Annotated in this window: 20 protein-coding genes; 11 read left to right on the forward strand and 9 right to left on the reverse strand. The window is 61.4% G+C overall.

Annotated elements, in window-relative coordinates; genetic code table 11:
* The first annotated feature begins 18 nt into the window (after nucleotides 1-18).
* The gene (locus tag FGK64_RS19905; protein WP_138865623.1) at nucleotides 19-654 is read left to right on the forward strand and encodes an isochorismatase family protein; all 636 of its coding nucleotides are present in this window, start codon (nucleotides 19-21) and stop codon (nucleotides 652-654) included.
* Here the strand turns inward: FGK64_RS19905 and FGK64_RS19910 are convergent.
* A complete protein-coding gene (locus FGK64_RS19910) occupies nucleotides 651-1643 on the reverse strand; it encodes a 3-hydroxyacyl-CoA dehydrogenase family protein (protein ID WP_138865624.1) in 993 nt (330 codons plus the stop codon). The genes FGK64_RS19905 and FGK64_RS19910 overlap by 4 nt on opposite strands.
* Nucleotides 1644-2044: 401 nt before the next feature.
* On the opposite strand from FGK64_RS19910, the gene FGK64_RS19915 reads away from it, so the two are divergent.
* From FGK64_RS19915 to FGK64_RS19925, 3 genes are all read left to right on the forward strand, one after another.
* The gene (locus FGK64_RS19915) at nucleotides 2045-3190 is read left to right on the forward strand and encodes a CaiB/BaiF CoA transferase family protein (protein ID WP_138865625.1); all 1146 of its coding nucleotides are present in this window, start codon (nucleotides 2045-2047) and stop codon (nucleotides 3188-3190) included.
* A 12-nt stretch (nucleotides 3191-3202) separates the two neighbouring features.
* A complete protein-coding gene (locus FGK64_RS19920) occupies nucleotides 3203-3958 on the forward strand; it encodes a citryl-CoA lyase (RefSeq protein ID WP_138865626.1) in 756 nt (251 codons plus the stop codon).
* 169 nt (nucleotides 3959-4127) lie between these two features.
* Entirely contained in the window at nucleotides 4128-4904 is a 777-nt protein-coding gene (locus tag FGK64_RS19925) for an IclR family transcriptional regulator (protein WP_138865627.1), read from the forward strand.
* A gap of 42 nt (nucleotides 4905-4946) precedes the next feature.
* On the opposite strand, the gene FGK64_RS19930 is transcribed toward FGK64_RS19925, so the two are convergent.
* The 3 genes from FGK64_RS19930 to FGK64_RS19940 are packed head-to-tail and all read right to left on the reverse strand — an operon-like array spanning nucleotide 4947 to nucleotide 7768.
* On the reverse strand, nucleotides 4947-6248 hold the full coding sequence (locus FGK64_RS19930; protein ID WP_138865628.1) for a TRAP transporter large permease: 1302 nt from the start codon (nucleotides 6246-6248) through the stop codon (nucleotides 4947-4949).
* Between the two features lie 9 nt (nucleotides 6249-6257).
* Complete coding sequence (locus FGK64_RS19935; protein WP_138865629.1) at nucleotides 6258-6779, reverse strand: TRAP transporter small permease; 522 nt, start codon at nucleotides 6777-6779, stop codon at nucleotides 6258-6260.
* An 11-nt stretch (nucleotides 6780-6790) separates the two neighbouring features.
* Complete coding sequence (locus FGK64_RS19940; protein ID WP_171054160.1) at nucleotides 6791-7768, reverse strand: TRAP transporter substrate-binding protein; 978 nt, start codon at nucleotides 7766-7768, stop codon at nucleotides 6791-6793.
* Between the two features lie 264 nt (nucleotides 7769-8032).
* On the opposite strand from FGK64_RS19940, the gene FGK64_RS19945 reads away from it, so the two are divergent.
* From FGK64_RS19945 to FGK64_RS19975, 7 genes are all read left to right on the forward strand, one after another.
* Nucleotides 8033-8989, forward strand: a complete 957-nt coding sequence (locus FGK64_RS19945; RefSeq protein WP_138865631.1) for a LysR family transcriptional regulator — start codon at nucleotides 8033-8035, stop codon at nucleotides 8987-8989.
* A gap of 227 nt (nucleotides 8990-9216) precedes the next feature.
* A complete protein-coding gene (locus FGK64_RS19950; RefSeq protein ID WP_138865632.1) occupies nucleotides 9217-10941 on the forward strand; it encodes a thiamine pyrophosphate-binding protein in 1725 nt (574 codons plus the stop codon).
* A gap of 31 nt (nucleotides 10942-10972) precedes the next feature.
* Nucleotides 10973-11935 (forward strand): quinone oxidoreductase family protein, encoded by a 963-nt coding sequence (locus FGK64_RS19955; protein WP_138865633.1) that lies wholly within the window; start codon nucleotides 10973-10975, stop codon nucleotides 11933-11935.
* 71 nt (nucleotides 11936-12006) lie between these two features.
* On the forward strand, nucleotides 12007-12504 hold the full coding sequence (locus tag FGK64_RS19960) for a YbhB/YbcL family Raf kinase inhibitor-like protein (protein ID WP_246057836.1): 498 nt from the start codon (nucleotides 12007-12009) through the stop codon (nucleotides 12502-12504).
* Between the two features lie 253 nt (nucleotides 12505-12757).
* Entirely contained in the window at nucleotides 12758-14314 is a 1557-nt protein-coding gene (locus FGK64_RS19965; RefSeq protein WP_138865635.1) for a flavin-containing monooxygenase, read from the forward strand.
* A gap of 130 nt (nucleotides 14315-14444) precedes the next feature.
* The gene (locus FGK64_RS19970) at nucleotides 14445-15521 is read left to right on the forward strand and encodes a TRAP transporter substrate-binding protein (RefSeq protein ID WP_171054161.1); all 1077 of its coding nucleotides are present in this window, start codon (nucleotides 14445-14447) and stop codon (nucleotides 15519-15521) included.
* 232 nt (nucleotides 15522-15753) lie between these two features.
* On the forward strand, nucleotides 15754-17193 hold the full coding sequence (locus FGK64_RS19975) for a hypothetical protein (RefSeq protein WP_246057837.1): 1440 nt from the start codon (nucleotides 15754-15756) through the stop codon (nucleotides 17191-17193).
* 67 nt (nucleotides 17194-17260) lie between these two features.
* Here the strand turns inward: FGK64_RS19975 and FGK64_RS19980 are convergent, their stop codons facing one another.
* The 5 genes from FGK64_RS19980 to FGK64_RS20000 form a co-directional block, all read right to left on the reverse strand.
* Entirely contained in the window at nucleotides 17261-18055 is a 795-nt protein-coding gene (locus tag FGK64_RS19980; RefSeq protein WP_171054162.1) for an ATP-binding cassette domain-containing protein, read from the reverse strand.
* Nucleotides 18052-19071 (reverse strand): ABC transporter ATP-binding protein, encoded by a 1020-nt coding sequence (locus FGK64_RS19985; protein WP_138865638.1) that lies wholly within the window; start codon nucleotides 19069-19071, stop codon nucleotides 18052-18054. The genes FGK64_RS19980 and FGK64_RS19985 overlap by 4 nt, the downstream gene beginning before the upstream one ends.
* The gene (locus FGK64_RS19990; protein ID WP_138865639.1) at nucleotides 19068-19898 is read right to left on the reverse strand and encodes an ABC transporter permease; all 831 of its coding nucleotides are present in this window, start codon (nucleotides 19896-19898) and stop codon (nucleotides 19068-19070) included. The genes FGK64_RS19985 and FGK64_RS19990 overlap by 4 nt, the downstream gene beginning before the upstream one ends.
* A gap of 2 nt (nucleotides 19899-19900) precedes the next feature.
* The gene (locus FGK64_RS19995) at nucleotides 19901-20911 is read right to left on the reverse strand and encodes an ABC transporter permease (protein WP_246057838.1); all 1011 of its coding nucleotides are present in this window, start codon (nucleotides 20909-20911) and stop codon (nucleotides 19901-19903) included.
* Between the two features lie 79 nt (nucleotides 20912-20990).
* Complete coding sequence (locus FGK64_RS20000) at nucleotides 20991-22508, reverse strand: ABC transporter substrate-binding protein (RefSeq protein ID WP_171054163.1); 1518 nt, start codon at nucleotides 22506-22508, stop codon at nucleotides 20991-20993.
* Nucleotides 22509-22550 lie beyond the last annotated feature (42 nt).

Genomic DNA, 22550 nt, shown 5'->3' on the forward strand with positions numbered 1-22550 from the left:
GAACTCAGGAGATCGAGATTGGCTGAAACGACGAATTTCGGAAACACTTTGGGGTGGGGAAAAACCCCACTGCTGCTTGTCATCGACGTGACGCGCGCCTTTACCGAACCGGATCGCCCGCTTGGGTCCGAGTGCGGCACGCTGATTTCGAACGTCAACCGTGTGATCGCTGCGGCCCGCCAATCCGGTACGCCGATCATGTACACGCGGGTCGCCTATGACGAGCCGGACCTCTCCGACGCCGGTCTCTGGGCGCGCAAGATCGGACAACTGGGCGACCTTTGCGTTGGCGGCACCGGAATCGACATCGACCCCCGGCTGGATTTCGAACCCGGGCACGACCCTGTGCTTACCAAGAAATACGCCTCTTGCTTCTTTGGCACCGACCTGACCAGCCGCCTGAATGCCGCTGGGATCGACACTCTGGTGATCGTCGGGCTCAGCACCAGCGGCTGCGTCCGCGCAACGGCGGTGGATGCGATCCAGCTTGGGTTCCGTCCGATCGTCGTCGAACAGGCCGTCGGCGATCGGTGGCAAGAGGCCCACGACCAGACCTTGGCGGACCTGCGCGCGAAATACGCCGATCTCGACACACTTGACGCGGTCGAGACCAAGTTCCGTTCATTGGCCAGCGCAGACGGTCGCGCCGCCTAGCGCGGGTTCAGTTCCCCCACCCCGTCGCGGTCGCGCAGCCATTCCAGCAAGTCGCGCAACTGCCGGTCACGTTTCTCGACGGTGTCGCCATAGGCACCGTCGAACCCGTACCAGCCTTGCCCGGTCATTGCGCCCAGGTCGCCACGGTCCACCAGCTCGCGCAGAGCGGTGCGCCCTTTGAAATTCTCATCCCCGGTCTGATGGTAAAGCGAATCCGTAACCGCCAGCGCGGTCTTTTTCGACACGATCAGATCCTCTGTCAGAAGCGGTCCCCACAAGGCAAGCCGCGGGCCGATGCTTAGCCGGACAGCGGCATCAATGTCTTCACGGGTGGCCAGCCCTTCGTCGACCAGACGATAGATCTCGGTCAACATGGCAAACTGTATCTTGTTGATCAGAAATCCCGGGCGTTCCGGGCAGACCACCCCGACATGATCGATGCTGGCCACGAAAGCGCGCGCAAAACTGACCAGTTGATCCGGCGTTTCTTCGACGCGGATGATTTCGACCGCAGGAACGATGTGGGCCGGAGTAATGTAATGGATGCCCAGAACCCGCGTGCGATGCGTGACCTTGCTTGCGATGTCCGAAATCAGCAGCGACGAGGTGTTGGTCGCCAGAACCACATCAGGCGGGCACAAACGATCAAGCGTCGCAAACACCGTCTGCTTCAGCTCGAGATTTTCGGGCACGGCCTCGTGAACCAGAAACGCGCCGCTGACAGCCGCCGCCAGTTCGGGTTCGCCCGTCACCCGCCCAAGAATTTCCTCTACATCGGCTTCGGCTGCATAGGTCGCCGCGATCGGGCGCGCGCGCTCGGCAAAACTGTCAAGCGCAGCCTGGTCCGGGTCGTGCAGGACAACCTGATAGCCATGGCGCGCATACATCGTCGCAATCACACAGCCCATGAAGCCGCCGCCGACGATGCAGATTTTGCCGCCCTTCGGCGGCTGCGATGGTGTGTCAGTTGAAGTGGTCAATTCGATCATTCGGAAATCTGTTCAACGCGCCGCGTCGCAGCCGTGATGGACATCTGTCCCGACCGGTCTGGCATTCGCCAGAAACGCGCATTTCCGTTCTCCCGCTCCGATTTTCGGGTGGGGTCTTGCGGGGGTCAAATCAATCTCGGCCGGAGCCGGCGAATTTCTCATATGTGAACTTTCGACACCGATCCCAAGATCATCGGCAAAGGACACCGCAACCGTCGGCACGTCATTGACATGCGTTCCCTGCGCCGCGATCATTGTGCGAAATGCTGCCAACTGCGCGCAATGCGCACAATGCATCCGATGGTTCCCTGCCGAAAACACGATGGGCGCGCGGGTGCAGAACGCAGTCCTATCCCGTCGCGGGCAGGGGCGGCGGCGGCGCGACGCAGGAGATGTATCGAATGAGTACGACGAAGAAACTGCCGCTTGACGGCATTCGGGTGATTGAGATCGGAACCATGATCACCGCGCCGCTGACCGCGTCGATCCTTGCCGAGATGGGCGCCGAAGTCATCAAGGTTGAACGCCCCGAGGGCGATCCGTTCCGCGCCTTCATGGGGGGCAGCTACGCGCCGCATTTCCGCGCCTACAACAAGGGCAAACTTGGCGTTGTGCTTGATCTGCAAAAGGACGACGACAAGGCAAAGCTGGCACGGCTGCTTGCGGACGCAGATGTTCTGGTGGAGAATTTCCGCCCCGGCGTCATGGCGCGGCTGGGGTTTCCCGCCGACCGCATTGCCGCCGACTACCCCGACCTGATTTATTGCTCGATCACCGGCTTCGGACCGGACGGGCCCTATCGCACCCGGCCGGCCTATGACACGGTTGCGGTCGCGCTGTCGGGGATCACCCACCTGAATGTCGATCCCGACAAGCCCGGTGTCGCCGGGCCGACCCTGTCGGACAACGTGACCGGGATGACCGCCGCGCATGGCATCCTTGGCGCGCTGGTTGGCCGCGAACGCGGCAGCAGCACACGGCGGGTCGAAGTCAACATGCTCGAAGCCTCGATCGCCTTCACGCCCGACAGCTTTGCAATGGCAGACGACGGGCACGAGGTGAACCGCCTGACGCGGGTCCGGGCCTCGCAGAGCTACGCGATGACCTGTGCCGACGGGCGGCTTATTGCCATCCATATGTCGTCGGCCGTCAAGTTCTGGGAGGCGCTGGTGGCCGCCATCGGCGACGATACGCTGGCCAGCGATCCAAGGTTCGAAACACGCCAGTCGCGATACGAAAATTACACCGAATTGCAAACGCGCCTAGCCGAGCTTTTCCTTGCCCGCCCACTGACCGAGTGGGTCGAACGGCTGGAAGCAAACGACGTACCGTTTTCGCCCGCGCTGACCACGACAGAGGTTCCGGACAATGAACAGGTTCGGCATCTGGGCACCTTCACAACTCAGCAGGGCGCGGATGGCCAGCCCTATCGGATGATCAACTCGCCGATCCGCTTTGACGGTGTCCGCTCGCCAATTCGCCGCGTTCCGCCCTTGATCGGGCAGGATTCCGACACTCTGTTTGGCCCGACCGGCCCCAAGACCTGACTGGACAAGAACATGACCGACACGCTCAGCACCGAAATCTCTTACACAACCGAAACCGAAATCCGCTGGCGCGGGCTCGATCTGATGCAGGACATTCTGGGCAAGCACGACTTTGCCGAGACGATGTTTTTGCTGATTACAGGCCGCCTGCCGGAAGCCTGGGAAAAGACCATCTTCGACGCCAGCCTTATCACCCTGATGGAACACGGGCTGACGCCTCATGCCATCGTCGCGAGGCTCGTCGCCGATTCTAACCCCGATCAGATTCAGGTTGCGATCTCATCCGGGCTGAACTGTGTCGGCGATGTCTTCGCGGGCACAATGGAAGGCTGCGGGCACCTGTTGCTGGAAGGTCTGGCAAGCGACAACAAAGAAGACTGGTGCCACAGCACCGCCCGCGCCTATCGTGAAAACCGCCGCCCCCTGCCGGGATTTGGCCATCCCCAGCACAAACCGGACGATCCCCGCAGCCCGCGCCTGTTTGAAATCGCCCGTAACGCCGGAGCACCGGGTGAAGCGATCACCCTTCTTGAACAGTTTTCACAGGCAGTCGACGAAACCTATGGCCGTCATCTGACCATCAACGCGACCGGGGCTCTGGCCGCGCTCATGCTGGAGATCGGCATATCACCCGGCATCATGCGCGGCATCGCGGTGACCTCGCGGGCCGCCGGACTGACCGCTCATATCGCGGAAGAGCAGAAGACCCACTCGGGCCGGCGGATCTGGACCACGGTCGAAAACCAATTCGCCTACACCGGGCCCTGACAATGACCCGCGCACTGGGCAGAGCAGCGCGCGGGTTTATCGTCACGCGCCGAGGGATTTCGAGCCTCGCGGACAATTTTACCTGTGCGGTTCGCAAAGTAGGCTAATGTCCGCATGACTAGTTGCCGCATCAGCTAATGCGGCGCTTCCGGGAGGGGAGGACCGGACCATGGAGGAACGGCGCGTCAAATCGGCTGTGCGCGTGATCGAAATTCTCGAATTCTTCGCGAGCCATCGCCGGCCAGCCCGGATGCACGAGCTTTGCGCGGCGTTGCGGTGCCCGCCATCAAGCATGACCGCGCTGCTGCGCACGATGATCGGCATGGGTTATGTCGAATTTGACGAAGACACGCATCATTATTTTCCAGCCCCGCGGATTTCGCGGCTGACCAGCTGGCTGGATACCGGCAACTACGAAAAAACCGGTGTACTTGATGCCATGTGCGCCCTGCGCGACGATCTGGGCGAGCCGGTCGTTCTGGCGGCACGGTCCGATCTTGAAATCGAATACGTGGATTCGTTGCACTGCCAGAACGGGCTGCATTCCCACATCAAGAAAGGGTCGACCCGGCTGATGGTGCAGAACGGCATTGGCTGGCTGATGCTCAGCCGGATGCCGCCCGAAACCGCCCGCGCGGTCTATCGCAAGACGGTGTTGTCAGGTCTGCTGCAGGAAGCCGAGTATTCCGAAACAGATCTCGCCGCCGATCTGGTGCGGCATCGCGAAACCGATGTGTCGGTCGTACATGCCAGGGATCTGGTCAAGCCCACTGCGCATTGGAATGCCTCAATGGTGTCGATCCTCCTGCCGGTGCCTCCGGGGCACCGTGGGCTTGCCGTCGGCGTACACGGCCCGACAAGCCGCATCCAGGAAAAGGCAACCACGATCGCGGATCGCCTGCGGCGCATGGTTGCGGATCTCGGCACCGAGATCCACGCCCACTAGCCACCATCTGATCTCGGCCGCCTGATTGGCGGTACATCCAAGTCAGAACCTGAGACTTGGCAGCCACAACGCGATGCCGGGGAACAGCATCAGCAGAAGGATACCGCACAGCATCGGGATGACGAATACGATTGCACCTTTCGCGGTATCGACAATCGACAGATCCGGCACCACCGTGCGCAGCACGAAGAGGTTCAGACCGACCGGAGGCGTGATGGCCGCAATCTCGATCTGGATCGTGACGATGACGCCGAACCAGATCGGATCGTATCCCAGCCCCACGATGGTATCGAGAAAGATCGGAACCACGATGACCAGAATACTCAGCGGATCAAGGAACATCCCCATGATCAGCAGCAAGATGTTGATTGTCACGATGATGACCCAAGGGGCGACATCGAGGCCGGTCAGGTAATTCGAGATGTCCTGAGGCACGCCAAGCCGGGTGAGCACGAAAGAGCTGAACAGCCCGCCCACCAGCAAAAGCATGAACATGCCGGTGGTGCGAACGGTCTTGCGCAGCGCCTTGGGCAACACGCCGCCCTTCAGTTTGCCAAGAACCAGCGCAACCAGCACGGCGGCGGCAGCGCCAAACGCGCCGGTTTCCGAAGGCGAGGCGATACCGGCGTAAAGCGATCCGATGATAAGCAATGCGATGATCACCGTGGGCAGAGCCTCGGCACTGGTCGACATACGTTCGGAGAAACTGACGCGATGGGTGATCGCAGGCGCGATGTCGGGGCGCATCATGACCTGAATGATGACGGTCGCCGACAGCAGCGCAGCCATCATCAAACCCGGAAGAATACCCCCGAGAAAAAGCCCGCCGATCGACGTTTCGGTGATGACCCCATAGAGGATCATCGGCACCGATGGCGGGATCAGGATACCAAGTGTACCGCCAGCGGCAGTCGCGCCAGCGGCGAGACTGCGGGCGTACCCGTGCTTTGTCATTTCAGGTACGGCCATCGACCCGATGGTGGCCGCCGTGATCGGGCTGGAGCCGCAGACCGAGGCGAACCCCGCGCTGGCGGCGATGGTGCCAATGGCAAGCCCGCCCGGCAAGCGTCGCAGCCATATCGCGGCGGCGCGAAACAGGGCGGCGCCAAGGCCCGAAATCGCGATCACCTCGCCCATAAGCACGAAGAGCGGCACAATGACCAGAACGAAGCTCCAGGTCTGGGAATATGCGATGTTCGCAATCTGAACCACGGCGCGCGGCGACACGAATACCGCAGTCCCAAGAATACCGATCAATCCCATGCTGACCGCGACGGGGATGCGCAACGACAGAAGGAAGATGAGTGCGCCGATAAAGGCGCTGAACCAGATCAAGGCGTCCATGGGGCTTCCTCAGTCAGTATGGGTGTCGACAAGACGATGCTGCGCCTCGAAAAGGCGCAGGATCGCGGTCAGCACGAATTGCAGAACGCCAATGGGCCCGATGACCTGTATCCACTTGAGCTGGATCGAGATCACGGCCGTCGCCAGACGGTTGTCCGAAAATGCGCGCGCGGTCAGCTTCCACAGGTACCAGCAGAAGATCGCGCCGAAAATGATACAGGCGATCGCGGCGACATGATCCAGAAAGCGGCGTGCAGGGCGTGGCACGAAAGACTCGAACAATTCGACAGTGACATGCTGCCCGTTCTGCAGCGCCGGAGCGAAGGACAGAAAGACGACATAGACAAAGGCGATCTGTGCATAGTCATGCGCCCACATTTGCGGCGCGCCGAACGTTCGCGCCAGCGTCGCCGCCACGATGATGATGCCGATGGCGGCAACTAGCAGGCAGGCGATGGCGGTAAAGAGGGCATTGACCCCCTCTACCGTGGATTTGAACAGCAGGAACGCCTGCGATCGCGGGGCTGGCATCTCTGGCGCCTTTATCGACCGTAGGCGTAGAGAGTCTCGACCAGATGCGTTCCGGTCTCGTCACTGACCTCTGCCATGGCCTCGCGATATACCGGATCCCAGCGTTCGAGCAGCTGGGCCATCTCGTCGTCGGTCACCTTGTGATACGTGGCTTTCGCAGCGATATTCTCGGCCTCGCTGGCGCTGATCTCGCGCAGTTCGCGGGTGCCACGCACGGTCGTCTCCTCCGAGATCTTTGTGATGGCCTGCTGCTGCGCCTCGCTCAGATCTTCCCAGACATCGATGCCAACCAGCGTGATCAGCATATTTCCCGCAAAGCCGTAGTCCGAGAAATAGGGCGCGACCTCGAACAACGAATTCGACAGGTAGATGGAACCGGAAATCAGGGCGCAATCAATGGTGCCGTTCTGAAGTGCGGTATAGATATCGGATGCGGGCAGCGACACCGGGCTTGCACCTGCGGCCTCCATCTGCTTGGCCTGCCAGCGACCGGCAGTGCGGATCTTCTTGCCCTCCCATTCGTCGACCGACTCGAGAATTTCCTGCGTGCAGGCCAAACCACCCCCGAAGGCCGGCATGATCCACAGCGCCTTGGCATCATGGGCCAAAAGCAGTTTTTCCACATCGGGGAAAATCTGCGGCATCGCGTCTTCCGTTGGCGGGTTGTTCACCGGAACGCTGAGGTTCAGTTCAAGATAACCGAACGCCGGAATGGTCCCGGCCATGGCCGATGCAACCCCCATAGCCGCTGGCACAACGCTTCCCGCGATTGCATCAAGCGTTTCCGGGATCGTGACGAGCGCAGAGTTGCCAACCGGCTCGAAGGTGACTTCGCCATCGGTCGCCTCTGATACGGCCTGGGCCCATTCGATGCCAATGCGCGAAAACTCGTTGGTGTCGTTGAACGGCAGAGAGTACGGCATATCTGCGGCACCTGCCTGCGTGCCCAGAAGCGCGGCAAACAGCGCGCCTGTTGTCAGCTTGGTCATGTCAATTTCCTCCCAATCCGATTGGTGCGCTCCGCCCTCCCGGCGAAACGGCTCCTTCGGATGCAACCCCGTTGCGGGTTCCTCCACCATGCCCGCACGCAGCACCATGGCACGTTCGGCGCTCCTCAACGCCGGTGCCCGACGCCCACTTGCGCGAAAGCGCGCGGTGTCGGTTCCTCCACTGTCGATCTTGCGTAGATTTCTAAGCTATGCAAATTGATATTAAGTGGCAGCTTTATTTTCTATGTGAATAGGCGGACTGACATGCATGGCTTGAACACACTCGATCTGAATCTGTTGAAGATTTTCGATGCGGTCCACCAAGAGCGAAGCGTGTCGGTGGCTGCCGACAGGCTCAACATGACACAACCGGCCGTGTCCAACGCGCTGAATCGCCTTCGGCAGACATTGGGCGACCAGCTGTTCGTGCGGACACGCAATGGCATGGAACCGACCTTGCTGGCGCAGATGATCGCCGGGCCGGTGCAGCAGGGGCTGAAGGGAATCGAAACCTCTATCCTGCAGGGCTTGTCCTTTGTTCCGGCGGACTCGACCCGCGCCTTCACCATCCTGGCCACGGATGTCGGCGAAGAAACCTATATCGCGGCGCTGATGAAAGTGCTTGAGGTAGAGGCCCCCCACATCGAGCTGAACGTGTTCGAAGCGCCTTTGGACGAATACGAAAGCCTGCTTGAATTCGGCTATGCCGATTTCGCCATCGGGCGGCTCGAGATCTCTGACAGGTTCCGGCGCGAGCATATGGCCAGCTGCCGTTACTCGGTCCTTCTCTGTGCGGCCCATGCCGAACGGCTTGGGGTGACAGAGGGAAGCATAATCCCCTTCGACGTGTACCTTGCCCTGCGCCATGTCAACGTGCTGACCCGGGCCACCCCCGCCCATCGTCACCCCGTCGATGTGGCGCTGCAGCAGAACGGATGCCGCAGGCGAATCGCGCTGACCCTTCCCCACGCCTCTGTGCTTTCGGAAATCCTGCTTGGCACGACGCTGATCGCAACGGTGCCCGATCCTGCGGTTGCCCCGATCCGGGCGCGGGCCGGGTTGGTCCGTGCGCGCCTGCCCTTCGAACCGGAAACGCTCGAGGTGCTGCTGATCTGGCATCGCCGCCAACAGATGGACAAGGGACACAGCTGGATGCGCGAGAAAATCCTGAGCCTCTCGATGGTCTCCTGGAACGTCAAGGACGTGGGAAAAGACTCCTGAGCCGAGTCGGGGGTCGGGCGCATCGAACTGCGGTGCGGCTGACCGGGCCGGCGCAATGGTATTCATTTGCGTGATTTAACATGTCCGCTAAATCAATTTGAGAAACCGCCCGACCCGTGACTAGCCTAGAGACGGGTTGGCAGATTCCCTCGTCAAGCCGGGTCACCGCACCAATACTGCGGTCCCGCCCTGACCCTGCCCACCCGGGTTCGGGAGGAGGACATCACATGGGAAATCGTCTTGAGACCGCCGCTGGCAGGTCACCGGAAAGACATGCCGAAATGGTCTATACGGGCGCCGATCTGCTGACCGACACGCTGGTGCGTCTGGGGGCAGACCGTGTGTTCAACATCACCGGGCTCGGGATGCTCGGGCTGGGCCGCTCGCTTCTCAACCGCCGCAACGAAATCTCCTATGTCAGCCATCTGAACGAAACGAACCTGACGATGATGGCGCAGGGCTATGCGCGTCAGACCGGAAAGCCGACCTTCTGCATCGTCTACCATGCCTCGGGAACTGCGTTGGCGATGATGTCGGTGACAACGGCATGGGCAGACAACATTCCGATGGTGCTGCTGTCGACCACCGGCGCGCGCACGACAAGCGGGCGCGATCAATACGCGGCCACGCCGCGATCGCTGACCGAGATGAGCACGCAGTTCACCAAGTGGAATTACGATATCACCACGCCCGAGCGCATTCCCGAAATTCTCGCCCGCGCATGGGAAATCGCGTCGACTCCGCCGATGGGGCCTGTGCATATCTCGATCCCTTCAGATCTGTTCGACATCGAGCTGAGCGGACCTGTCCCACGCGAGGATTTCGCCCGGCTTCGCAGCTTTGATTCTCCGTCCGCCGACCCGACCGGGCTCGCCGAAGCGGAAAAGCTGCTGCGCAACGCGGAGCGCCCCGTGCTGCTTTGCGGCAGCGAAGTCGGCAGGTTGCGGGCCACGGATCAGATGCTGGCACTGGCCGAAGCGCTCGGCGCGCCGGTGCTCTCGGAACAGGACCCTTCTTTCCTGGGCTTCCCGACGGGCCATGCGCAATACGTGGGCACACCTGCGGCCAATGCGGCGCTGTTGGCCGAGGCCGATGTAGCGCTCGCCATCGGGTACGAATTTACCGAAAAGGGTATGCCCGGCGAGGCACCGATGCTGCGCGAAACGACGAAACTGGTAACACTGTCGGCCGATCCCATGCTGCTGTCAAAGCAGCTTTGGCCCGATCTTGCGTTGCACGGACACCCCGGGCCCAGTCTCCGGTCCCTGACGGAGCTGTTTTCCGATACGCCCTTGCCCAAAGCCGACCGGGACCGCAACCTGGCCACTTGTACCGGACCACGCGACGCCCGCAGCGCCGCGATCGCGGACGCCGACGCCTTGCCCGGCAATCAGAGCCCGGTGCCGCAGAAGAAGCTGATCCGCGAAGTCTACCGGCAGTGCGGCGACGACTGGATCGTGATCCAGGCCGGCAGCACGCTCGGCTGGCATCTCGAGGCAATGTACGATTTTGACGATCCGCTGAATTTCCACGCGGTATCAGGCAAGGGAAGCGCACAGGGCTGGGGCGCGCCGACGGCCATGGGAATGCAGATGGGCGCGCCAGACCGACGGGTTCTTGCGCTGCTGGGCGATGGCAACCTGATGTTCAGCGCAACCTGCCTTTGGGGTGCGGTGCAATACGACCTGCCCGTCGTGTTTGTCGTCAACAACAACCAGGGGTGGGTCTGTGTGCCCGATGCCATCGACGCGGTGTATGACATGAACACCGCCGATCCCGAGCGCGAGGCGATGGCCTGGACATGGGGCGGTGCCCCGATCGACTTCACCGGCTTTGCACGCAGCCTCGGGCTTGAGGCCGAGCGGGTTGCAACGGCAGACGACTTCGCCGCCTGTCTCGAAAAGGCGCGCACCAGCCGCAAGCCCTGGCTGATCGAAGTTATCGGCGAATAACCCCAGACATCGGTTCACGGAAGGACAGGCCATGAAAGCGGCATTCTACAGCGAAACCGGCGGGCCCGATGTGCTGCAATATGGCGAAGTGGCGGAGCCGGTCTGCGGCCCGGGCGACATTGCGATCCGCGTTGCGGCTGTCAGCGTTGAAGGCGGAGATCTGCTGCATCGCAGGATCACGCCGGTGGAAGGCGGGCAGCGGATCGGCGGCTATCAGGCAGCCGGAATTGTCACTGAAGTCGGGGCCGACGTTGTTGGGATCGCGCCCGGCGACTCTGTCGTTGGCTTCAACTGGTCCGGGTCTCATGCGGAAGTCTTCGTTGTACCGGCGCATTTTGCCTATCCGGTTCCGGCGGGTGCCGATCTGGCGATGGCCGCAACCGTGCCGGTGGCCTTTGGCACCGCCCACGATGCCCTAATGTCCTATGGCGCGCTGAAATCAGGCGAGACGGTTCTGATCCACGGTGCAGCCGGAGGTGTCGGGATCGCGCTTGTCCAGATTGCGAAACGCGCGGGCGCCACGGTGATCGGCACCGCGTCCTCGGCCGACAAGATGCAGCGGATCAAGGACTTGGGGTGCGATCATGTCATCAATGGGCGCGAGGGCGACATCCGAGCCGAAGTGATGCGGCTGACCGGAGAGTCGGGCGCCGATCTTGCCGTCGATCTGATCGGTGGCCCGAAATTCGCCGAAGTGCTGGCCGCCCTGCGCCCGCGCGGCCGGATGGTTCTTGTGGGTTTTGCAAGCGGGACGCAACCGGTGCTGGACCCGGCCGTGATCCGTCAGTCCGGCCTTTCGATCACCGGCCTGATGTTCGGCAAGGTCATGCACCTGCCTGAAACACGCGCGATGATCGCAGGTTTGCTTGTGGATGTCGCCAAAGGTGCGCTGACCATGCCGATCGACCGGACATTCCCCTTGAGCGAGGCCGCCGAGGCGCACCGCCATATCGAGGATAACCACCCCTTTGGAAAGGTCGTGCTGATCCCGTGACCCCAGTCCGAACCGGCCCGACCCGGGCCGCAGACGCAAAATTCGACACGTAACAGGAAATGGAGACCAAAATGTCAGCAGAAACCGCATTCAAGTTGAATGTCGTCGGAATTCCCGAAAACGAAACGATCCCGGAACGGTTCATCTTTAACGACTGGGGCTGCACCGGCGACAATCTTTCGCCCGCGCTGGAATGGAGCGGCGTACCCGAAGGCACCAAGAGCCTTGCCCTGACAATGTATGATCCGGACGCGCCGACAGGCAGCGGTTTCTGGCACTGGGTGCTGTTCAACATTCCGGCTGATGCGACCGGCATTCCCGAAGATGTCGCCAACGCGGGCGGCCTGCCCGAGCCGACTGTCCAAGGTCGCACCGATTGGGGTGCGCCGGGTTACGGCGGGCCTGTGCCGCCTCCGGGTGACAAGCCTCACCGCTATGTCTTTACGCTGCACGCGCTGAGCGTTGATGCGCTGCCGCTCGACGATCAGGCATCGGCGGCGATGGTTGGGTTCATGATCCACATGAACAAGATCGCATCGACGACGTTCACCGCCTACTACGGCCGCTGACCGCCCGGGTGCCCGCGACAAGGGCGTGACCGGGGTCGGAGGAGCGGCCCCAGTTCAACACCGCGCAGGCACACCTTCAGCAGAGTCCGCAACGCACAATGCGGCACGCAAAGCGCCCCGGGCCCCGCAGGCCCGGGACCCAAGGCCCGGCCCGTTGAGCGGGTCCGGATCGCGCGGCGACGGCGCCCTCGTGGCGCCGCGCAACAGGCGGATCGCCCAAGGCAGATCGGCCCGGCAGATCAGGAGGAACAGGATGCCGCAACCAAGCAAGTCCCCGGCGCAGCGGACCGATCCGGCGCCACGGACACCCGCCAATCAATCTGATAACATCCCCATGCTCGACGTGCTGATCATCGGGGCCGGCCTCGGCGGCATCGGAGCCGCCGCAAAGATGCTCGCAGGCGGGCGCGACAACATCGCAGTGATCGAGGCCGCATCGGACCTGGGAGGCGTCTGGCGTCAGCACCGCTATCCCAACGTTGCCTGCGACACCCCGATCGACCTTTACGCCTACAGCTTTTTTCCGGGCAACAAATGGTCGACCAATTTCGCTCCGGGGGACGAAATCCTGTCCTACCTTCACGAGCTTGCCGACCGTTTCGGCGTATCTGAAAAAATCACCTTCGATACCCGAATCGCTTCAGCAGACTGGAATGAAACCGAAGCCTGCTGGCACCTTTCCAGTGAAGACGGGCAAACCTGGCGCTGCAGGACCCTGATCTGGTCGGGCGGGCTGTTCTCGCAGCCGAGCATCCCAAGGATCGAAGGGCTCGACTCGTTTCAGGGGCAGTCCGTTCATACGTCTTACTGGAACGACGAGATTGACCTGTCGGGGAAAACCGTTGCCCTTGTCGGCGGTGGCGCAACTTCCATACAGGTCGTGCCGCATGCCGCCGAACAGGCGGACAAGTTGCTGGTCTTTGTGCGCACGCCTTCCTACGTGATGCCGCGCCCGGATATTTCCTTCGCTGACGTCGATCGCAACAGCGAGGCCTTTGCCCGCGAGCAACAGGCCCGCCGCAAGGAGTGGTTCGACCGTTTCGAACTGATCGCCAAGTCGCGCTTTCCGATGAACGATGCCGTCATTGCCGAACAGGAGGCGGTCTGGCGAGAGCTGTTCGACGAGCAGGTGAAAGACCCGGAGGCCCGCGAGATACTGGCGCCGAAATACCGCTTCGGCTGCAAGCGTCCCCTGTTCAGCACCGATTACTACCCCGCCATCGAACGCGACAACGTGACCCTGATCGGGCGCGGCGTGTCCGGGCTGTCGCGTGACGGGATCGTTGATGTCGAGGGCGATGAATACCCTGTCGATGTGGTGATCTGGGCCACTGGCTTTGAACCCGCAAACATGATGGGCAACCTCACCATCACTGGCCGTGACGGTCGGCGGCTGAGCGAAGAATGGCAGGAAGTACCCCATGCCTATTTCGGCACAATGGTCGAAGGGTTTCCGAATTTCTTCATGATCTGCGGGCCAAATGGCGGCGGCGCTTCGGTCACCGACATGGTCGAGAGCCAGACCGGTTTCATCCTTGATGCCATCGCGCGTGCAGAATCGGGCGGCGACGAAATCGTCGAAGTCGACGAGGACGCCTATCGCAGCTTCAACGAAGATATCCAGGCACGGGCCGATGCCAGCGTCATGGTTCGCGGGAACTGCGTTTCCTACTATCGCGTCGGCGGCACGGGAAAGGTGTTCACCCATTGGCCGGACACAATCGAAGCCTATCGCAATCGGGTCCGTGACGAGGCGATCGGCGGGATCAGGTTCCGACATCCCGAACCAAGCAAGACCGCCCCGGCCTGATGGCCGGTGTGCCCGTCCCGGTCCACCAGTCCGGGACACAAGCACCGGGGGGAACATCCCCGGACTAAGATCATCGGAGGAGCAAACCTCCGGGGTCAAATACGACCGGCCCCCCGGCAAACGGGGGTCCGTGACCGAGGCGCCTTCGCCGCCACAGGGAAGGCGCACGGTCATGCCACCGTGCGGCGGCTCGGCCGCATTTTCCAGGGAGGAAAAAATGACTACACTATCCATCAGATCACTGCTTTTGACCTGTGCGGCATCCTGCCTCGCTTGTGCGGCCACAGCCGAAGAATACCCCTATGCGCTTCCATTCAACGCGGGCAACGAATTCTCTCAACTCGGCGTCGAATGGGCTGAGTCGGTAGCAGAGGCCACGGACGGGGCGGTTACCTTCACGCCCGATTTCAACGGCGGTCTCGTCTCGATCCCCGAAGCGCTCGATGCCGTCGGCAGCGGAGTTGTGCCCTCGGCAATGGCAGTTGTCTCGGCGATGTCCGGCGTCGTGCCATCCTTTGCATTCATCGAAATGGGGGGCGGAATGCCAACTGATACGCCCCCAACCGAAGAGGCCATGACAACCATCTTCCCCGACATCGAAAACCTGCTGGACGCGCAGGATGTCAAAGCGCTGTGGATTATCCCGGCTTTCGGCGGGGGGCTTGCCTGCCGCGACGGGTTCATCAAAACCATCGACGACTGGGCCGGCAAGAAAATCCGCGCGGCCGGCCGCTGGCAGGCGAAACAGGTCGAAGCTCTTGGCGGCAGCCCGGTCGCCCTGCCCGCGTCGGACATCTATACCGCACTTCAGAACGGGACTGTCGATTGCTCGCTGACCGTGCCGACCATCTTTCTGGCCAGTTCGATGTATGAGGTCGCCCCATATTTTTCGGGCTACGAGCTGACCGGGAATGCGCTGATCACGATCGTCGGAAAAGATATCTGGGACGATCTGACAGACGAGCAGCGCGAAACCGTCGACTCGCTGTCTGCGGAAATGACGGTGACCGGAACCAAACACCTGCGTGAGATTAACGAGGCCGCGCTTGAAGAGGTTGAAACCACCGCAAAGCTTTATCGCGTCACCCCCGAAGACCGTGAAAGATTGGCACGGGCCTGGGATCCGGTGTTCGAGGAGCTGGCGGCGGGAATTTCCGACGATGCCGGCAAAAGCCTGATTCAGAAGCTGTCAGAGCTGCGTCAGTAATCTGCGCAAGGCGCGGGTGAAAGCCCGCGCCACTTTGGCGATCCAACGGCCACCGGGCGCGCTTGCGCACCCGATTTTCTTCGGCTGCCTGATGTCCACGCACGGCCGCGCGAAGATAAGTTGACGCTAAGTAAACATGCGCTTGACATGTATAAAATTAGCCATCTACTTTCTTACGACCCGCGCAGACAGAGGAGGTCTGCGACTGGGTCCATGCAAACTGGAGGACACCATGTTTCGGATCGGACAACTGACTGGCCTGCGCGCGCGGGCCGGAACAACGGCACTTGTTTTCGCGCTGGCTGCCGGCGTCGGCTCGCAAGTCCCGGCGCAGGATCAAAACGGCTTCAAGGAACACAGCGGCACATTGGCCGACGGAACCAGTTGGCTGATACGGGTGCCCGATAACTGGAACGGGCGGCTGCTGCGCGATCTGGATTTCGCCAGTTTCATCAACGTGCCCAGCTATGCGCCGCGGTACAAAGATCTTATGGAACGGGGCTATGCATTTGCCGGGCTGGCCCGGCATCCGCTGCGCCTGTGGCAATACGATCCACAACGTGAAATCCGCAATCTGGAACAGGTTCAGGACAAATTTGTCGAACTTGAACGCCAGCCCGACATCGTGCTGCAATACGGATGTTCGGGCGGCGGACTCGACAGCCTTGCATCGGCCGAGGATTTTCCCGACAAGATCGACGGTTCGGTCGTGCTGGCCGCCCATACCCCGGTCTGGATCATGAGCAGTTTCCTTGACGGTTGGTTCGCCATGAAGGCGCTGCTGGCACCGGAATTCGAAGCGCAGGGGCTGGGCGTGGCCTCGGACCTTGCTGTGGTCGGGTTGCCCAACGCCGGTGCCGGAGGCGAGCGCAATCTCGATGCCATTCGCGCCTCTTGGAAAAGCGCGATCGAAACAGCCGGTCAAACCGCCGAAGGCCGGGCCCGTCTGGCACTGGCATTTGCCATCGGGCAATGGTCGCCCTGGATGGTCGAGGGCACCGAACTTCCCGAGGTGGGCGACGCGGCGGCGATGGGCGATATGATCGTGCAATCCGCCCTGCGCATCGCAGGCAACGTGGGCGGATCGTCACGACTGCTGTTCGAGAACGCGGCTTCGGGGCAGCAGTTGTCCGGCAACGAAGGCGTCGATTACGCCGCCTTTTACGACAATGCAGCGCCCGCCATGAAACAGGTGGTCGAGGCGCTGTACTCCGAGGCCGGTCTGGATCTCGCCCAAGACATCGCAACCGTCGACGCCGAGCCACGCATCCCTGTGTCAGATTACGCGCTGGACTTCTGGGCTGGCGACGGGCGCACGACGACCGGCGCGTTGAATGTGCCGACAATCCGGATCCACATGCTGGGCGACTGGGCGATCCCCTATTCCCTGATGCAGGGGTATCAGGCCCTGGTCGAGGCGGAAGGCACCACCGATCTGTACCGGCAGTCGCTTGTCAAAGGCACGGGCCATTGCGAATTCATGGCTGCCGAAAGCACCGTGATCGTCGAGACCCTCGTAAAACGCATCGAAAGCGGATCGTGGCCCGATACAGACCCCGAAGCTCTGAATGCGGCGGCGACCGCGTTGAACACCGGGTCGGACCCGCGATTCATAGAAGATGGGGAATGGCGGCTTGGCGCCTACAACCGCCCCTGGACCCCTCAAAACTGAGGACACAGGGACATTGTGTCGGACCGGCTGTTGCGCCGGTCCGCATGTTCAGGCGGGCCCGCAACAATTACAAACGCGGAACCGAAGAGATCAGCGTCTGGGTATAGCTGTCTTGCGGGTTGTCCAGCACGTCTGCCGTCTTGCCGCGTTCGACCGCTTTGCCGCCATACATCACCATCACCGTGTCACAGAGATATTCGACAACAGAGATGTCGTGCGTGATGAAGATGATCGACAGACCGATCCGGTCGCGCAGATCCAGAAGCATGTTCAGGATCTGCATCTGCACCGAGATATCGAGCGCCGAAACCGCCTCGTCTGCAACAAGAAACTCGGGCTCCATCACCAGCGCACGGGCGATGCAGATACGCTGGCGCTGACCGCCCGAGAATTGAAACGGATGTTTCTGCGCGGCATCCGGCGACAGGCCGACCAGCGATAGCGTTTCGGCCACCCGATCTTCGCGTTCCGACCGGGCCATGCCCGAGATGGCCAACCCTTCGGCAATCGCTTCGCCCACCTGCATCCGCGGATTGAGCGAGGCATAGGGATCCTGGAACACCATCTGAATGCCCCGCTTGACCGGCGGCACATCCGCCATTCCGGGGCCGAACAATTTGCGCCCCCCCAGCGACAGGCTGCCAGAATCCTGGTTCTCAAGCCCCACAAGAACGCGGGCAAGGGTGGACTTGCCGCAACCGCTTTCTCCGACGATGCCGAAAATCTCTTTCGGTTCGACATCAAAGCTGACGCCTTGCAGCGCCCGTGTCTCAGACGGCTTTGCGAACCAGCCATTGGACCGATGGAATGTTTTACAGACGTCACGCGCGGACATCGTGGCTGTTTGGCTGGTCTGGATCATTCGGTTGGCCTCAGGCATTTGGCACGCCACTCGGGGCTGAGATCTTTCACGGGGATTTCGGAGTTGGCACAGGCGGCATCTGCACGCTCGCAGCGATCACGGAACCGGCACCCCGGCGCCCAGTCGCGCGGCGATGGGACTGTGCCGCCGATACCCCGGCGCCGCTCTCCTGCAACTCGTCGGCCGGGTGCGCAGTTCAGCAGCGCCTGCGTATACGGATGCGCGGATCGCCCGATCACATCGCGTTCCGGCCCTGCCTCCATCAGAACGCCGCCATAAAGCACACCGACTCGCTCGGCATATTGGTGCACCAGCGACAGATCGTGGGAAATAAACAGAACCGAAAGACCGTATTTGCGGCGCAGTCGCTGGATGATCTCCATCACCTCGCGCTGGATCGTCACATCAAGTGCCGTTGTCGGTTCATCAGCGATCAGAAGCTGGGGATTATTGGCAAGGGCCATCGCGATCATGGCGCGCTGACGCATCCCCCCTGACAGCTCGTGCGGGAACATCGCGGCCACTTTGGCAGGCTCGGCAAACCGCACATCCGTCAAAAGCGTTTCGATCCGCTCGGCTCTCTGACGGCGGTTCAGATCACTGTGAAGCTCAAGCGTCTCCTCGATCTGGCGACCCACCGGCATCAGGGGATCAAGCGAGGTCATCGGCTCCTGGAAGATCATCGAGATCGCACCGCCGCGCAAAGCGCGCATCCGGTTTTCGGGAAGGGACGTCAGCGATTTACCGCAGAACTCGAGATCGCCTTCGATTTCCAGCATCGAGGCAGGCAACAGCCGCATGATCGACCGCGCGATCATCGTCTTGCCCGAGCCGCTTTCGCCAACAAGAGCAAAGAACTCGCCTGCGGCTATCTCGAAACTTACATCCGAGACGATCCTAATGCGGTTTCGCCCCTCGCGAATGTAAAGCGACAGATTGCGGGCAGACAGCACAGGCGCAGCGTTCTGCCCCGCAATAGTGCCATCGGCGGGCCGGGTATCAGAGGAAAGTGTCATATCAGGTTCAGCGTCTTTTTCGGGTCATATTGGTCGCGAAGCCAGTCACCCAGCAGGTTCAGGGACAGAACGGTTATGAAGATGCCCACTCCGGGCATCACGGCCAGCCACCACGCGCGCGTGATATAAGACCGGCCCTCTGCCAGCATGCCGCCCCACGTCGCGATCTGCGGCGGAACGCCCAACCCCAGAAAGCTTAGCGATGCCTCGGCAAGGATGGCGGTCGCCATCGAAAACGTTCCCACGATGATTGCCGAAGCCATCAGGTTCGGCAGGATATGCCGCCGCATCACCCATGCCAGACCACCGCCCATGACGCGCGAGGATTCGACATAAGCCAGGGACCGCAGAACCATCGCCTGCGCCCGGGACATGCGCGAATACGGGATCCAGCGCTGGATTGTCAGGGCAAGGATCACGTTTGTCAGGCTCTGACCAAAGAAAGCCAAAATTGCGATGGCCAGCAGGATCGGCGGAAAGGCCCAGAACGACTCGACGATTTTCTGGGTCACAAGATCCCAGGTACCGCGAAGGTACCCAGACAGCGCGCCGACGATTACCCCGACCACGCCCGAGATCACCACCACCGACGCCGCGATGGCCAGAGAGACCCGCGCCCCGGAAATCATCCGGGCCAGGATATCGCGGCCCAGGTGATCGGTTCCCAGGATGTGCCCACCGCTTAACGGCGGAAGCAGCGAATCCATCAGGCTCTGCTTGTTGGCCGTGAACGGGGTAATGAGGTTTCCGAACAGCGCGAGGAACAGCACGAAGCCCAGCAGGAAGGCACCGATGATGAATTTGAGATTGAGGAAGTCGAACTTCATGGTCAGGCCTTATGCCCGCGCAACCGCGGATCGATCAGGACGTAAAAGATATCGATCAGCAGGTTCAGCGCGATGAACAGGATCGTGTACGAGGCAACGGCGCCAGTGGTCAGCGGCATGTCGCGAACGCTGATCGCCTGAAACAGAAGGGTGCCGATCCCCGGCCACGAGAACACCACCTCGACGATGATCGAGCCACTGATAAGCGCACCGAGTTCAAGCCCGATGATCGTGACAATCGGGATCGCGGCATTGGGCATCAGGTGACGCCGGACGATGGTGCCCCGCTTCATGCCTTTTGCAACCGCAGTGAACACATGCTCTTCCTGGCCTGCATCTATGACTGCGGCGCGTGTAATACGCGAGATGATCCCTATCATCGCCAGGGTCAGGGTCAGCGCCGGGAGTGCCAGATACTTCAACGCCTGCAGGAACGTGTCGAAAGACCCGGCAATCAGCGCGTCGAACGTGACAAACCCGGTGACAGATGGGACGGAAACGCCATATGGCAGGCGACCACTTGACGGAAACAGGTTCAGATACCCCGAGAAGAACAGCACAAGCAGGATCCCGACCCAGAAAGACGGTGCGCTGACCCCCGAGATCGAGATCACAGATACGATCGCGTCGATGATCTTTCCCTTGTTCAGCGCGGCGATCATCCCAAGTGGAACGGCGATCACGATGGCCATCACAAGCGCATAGAACGACAGCTCGAGCGTCGCCGGGAGCCTCTCTCCGATCAGTTCGAAGACGGGGGCGCGATAGCGATAGGATTCACCCAGATCGAACCGTGCCAGATTGCCGATGAACTGGCCGTATTGCGCCCAGATCGGCCGGTCGAGCCCCCATGCCTCGCGCGTTTCGGCGATTTGCTCTTCGGTCGCGTCGTCAGGCAGCAGCAGCTCTGCCGCATCGCCCGGCGCAAGCCGCAAGAGACCAAAGATCGCCATGGTCACCAGAAGAAGCACCGGGATTGCGCCCAGTAGCCGCGTGGTAATCAGATGTAACAAGCGTATGCTCCGCCTAGTGATTACGAACCGGTGCCGCAGCGACAAGCGCCGCTGCGGCGAAAGTGAAGAGCCCGGGGCCCTACATTTTCACGTCGGACAGCCAGATTTCACCGTCCGCGCTGGCATCCCATTCGATGCCCTTGCTCACGCCGTGCACAAGACGGTGCGACCACATGAAGAACATGGGCACCTCTTCCGCGATCAGCTCGGCGGCCTGGCGCACGATCTTGCAGCGTTCGTCGAAGTCGAGTGTCTGGCGTTCCTGCTGAAGCAGAGCGTCAAGCTCGGGGCTGGAATAGCCAATCCGCTGGGTCACGTCGGTTTCCAGATACTGCGACAGAGGTTCCGAGGGATCGAGGAACAGACCACGGCCCAGGTAGTACATGGGCAGTTCGCCCGCGCGCATCGCTGCCGTGAGATTGGCGTATTCGGGCACCTGAAGATCGACCTCGAAGCCAACCTCGGTCATCATCTGTGTCACGATTTCCGACACCTGACGGTCCGAGATGTACCGGCCCGACGCGGTCATGAATTCAACCTTCGGTCCGCCATTTTCATAGCCCGCTTCGGCCAGCAGAGCGCGCGCCTTCTCGGGGTTGTAATCGATCACGAAATCAAGCGGCCCGGTATAGCAGATCTGCTGCTCGCCCAGAGGGCCATCCATCTTGTCGGCCAGACCCATCAGGAACCGGTCGATGATCAGATCCTTGTTGATCGAATGCGCGGCCGCCTGACGAACCCGCTTGTCCGTCCACGGTTCGAACTTGGGGTTGAAGGCCAGGAACATCGGTTCAATCGACGGGCTCTGCGCCAGGCTGATCGCATCGTTGCCTTCAAGGCGCGACACCAGCTGCGGCGGGATCAGACGTGCAATCTGCACTTCCCCGTTCATCAGCGCGGTCACACGCTGCTCGGCTTCGCGGATCTGGCGAAACACGGCGGTATCCGGCGCGTCGGCCGAGATTCCGGGGAAATCATCGTTCTTTTCCAGAGCGATTTCCTGATCCAGCATATACGAGGCCAGTTTGTACGGCCCCCAGCCAAATGCGGCATCTTCATCCGGGTTTTCATTCGCCTCGGCCAGCTCGGCGCTGGTGATGATGAACCGGTCGAAGATATACGACAGCAGCGATGCCAGCGGTTTCTTCGTCACGATCTCGAAGGTGTAATCGTCGACAGCGCGGATGGTTTCAACTTCGCTGAAGATGTTCTTCTGGATGCTGGCCGGGTCGTTCAGCACCCGGTCATAGGAGTGCAGAACGTCCGCCGTTGTCGGACCGGGGCCGCCGTCATGGCGCACAAGGTCCTCGCGCAGCTTGAAGCGCCAGGTGGTTGGGTCCACGACTTCCCAGTTCTCCACCAGAATGCCCTGGTATTCCTTGGCAGCATAGTTGTAGCGCCCCAGGCAACCGTAGGTCTGGCACCATACGGAATACATCTGCGCGTTGCTTTCGGCATAGGGCGTGGGCGACGTCATGGGGAAAGTGCTTGTCACCATGAGCAGCTTGTCGTCCTGCGCAGCAAGCGGTTGGGTCAGGCCCAGCACCGCAAGCGCACCGAAGGCGCCACCGATAAGGCCCTGTCTAGTCTTTGTCATCTGGTCGTTCTCCCTGGAGATGTTGTTACGGCGTCCCCGCAT

It is taken from the genome of Arenibacterium halophilum, from assembly GCF_005938225.1.
Lineage (GTDB): Bacteria > Pseudomonadota > Alphaproteobacteria > Rhodobacterales > Rhodobacteraceae > Arenibacterium > Arenibacterium halophilum.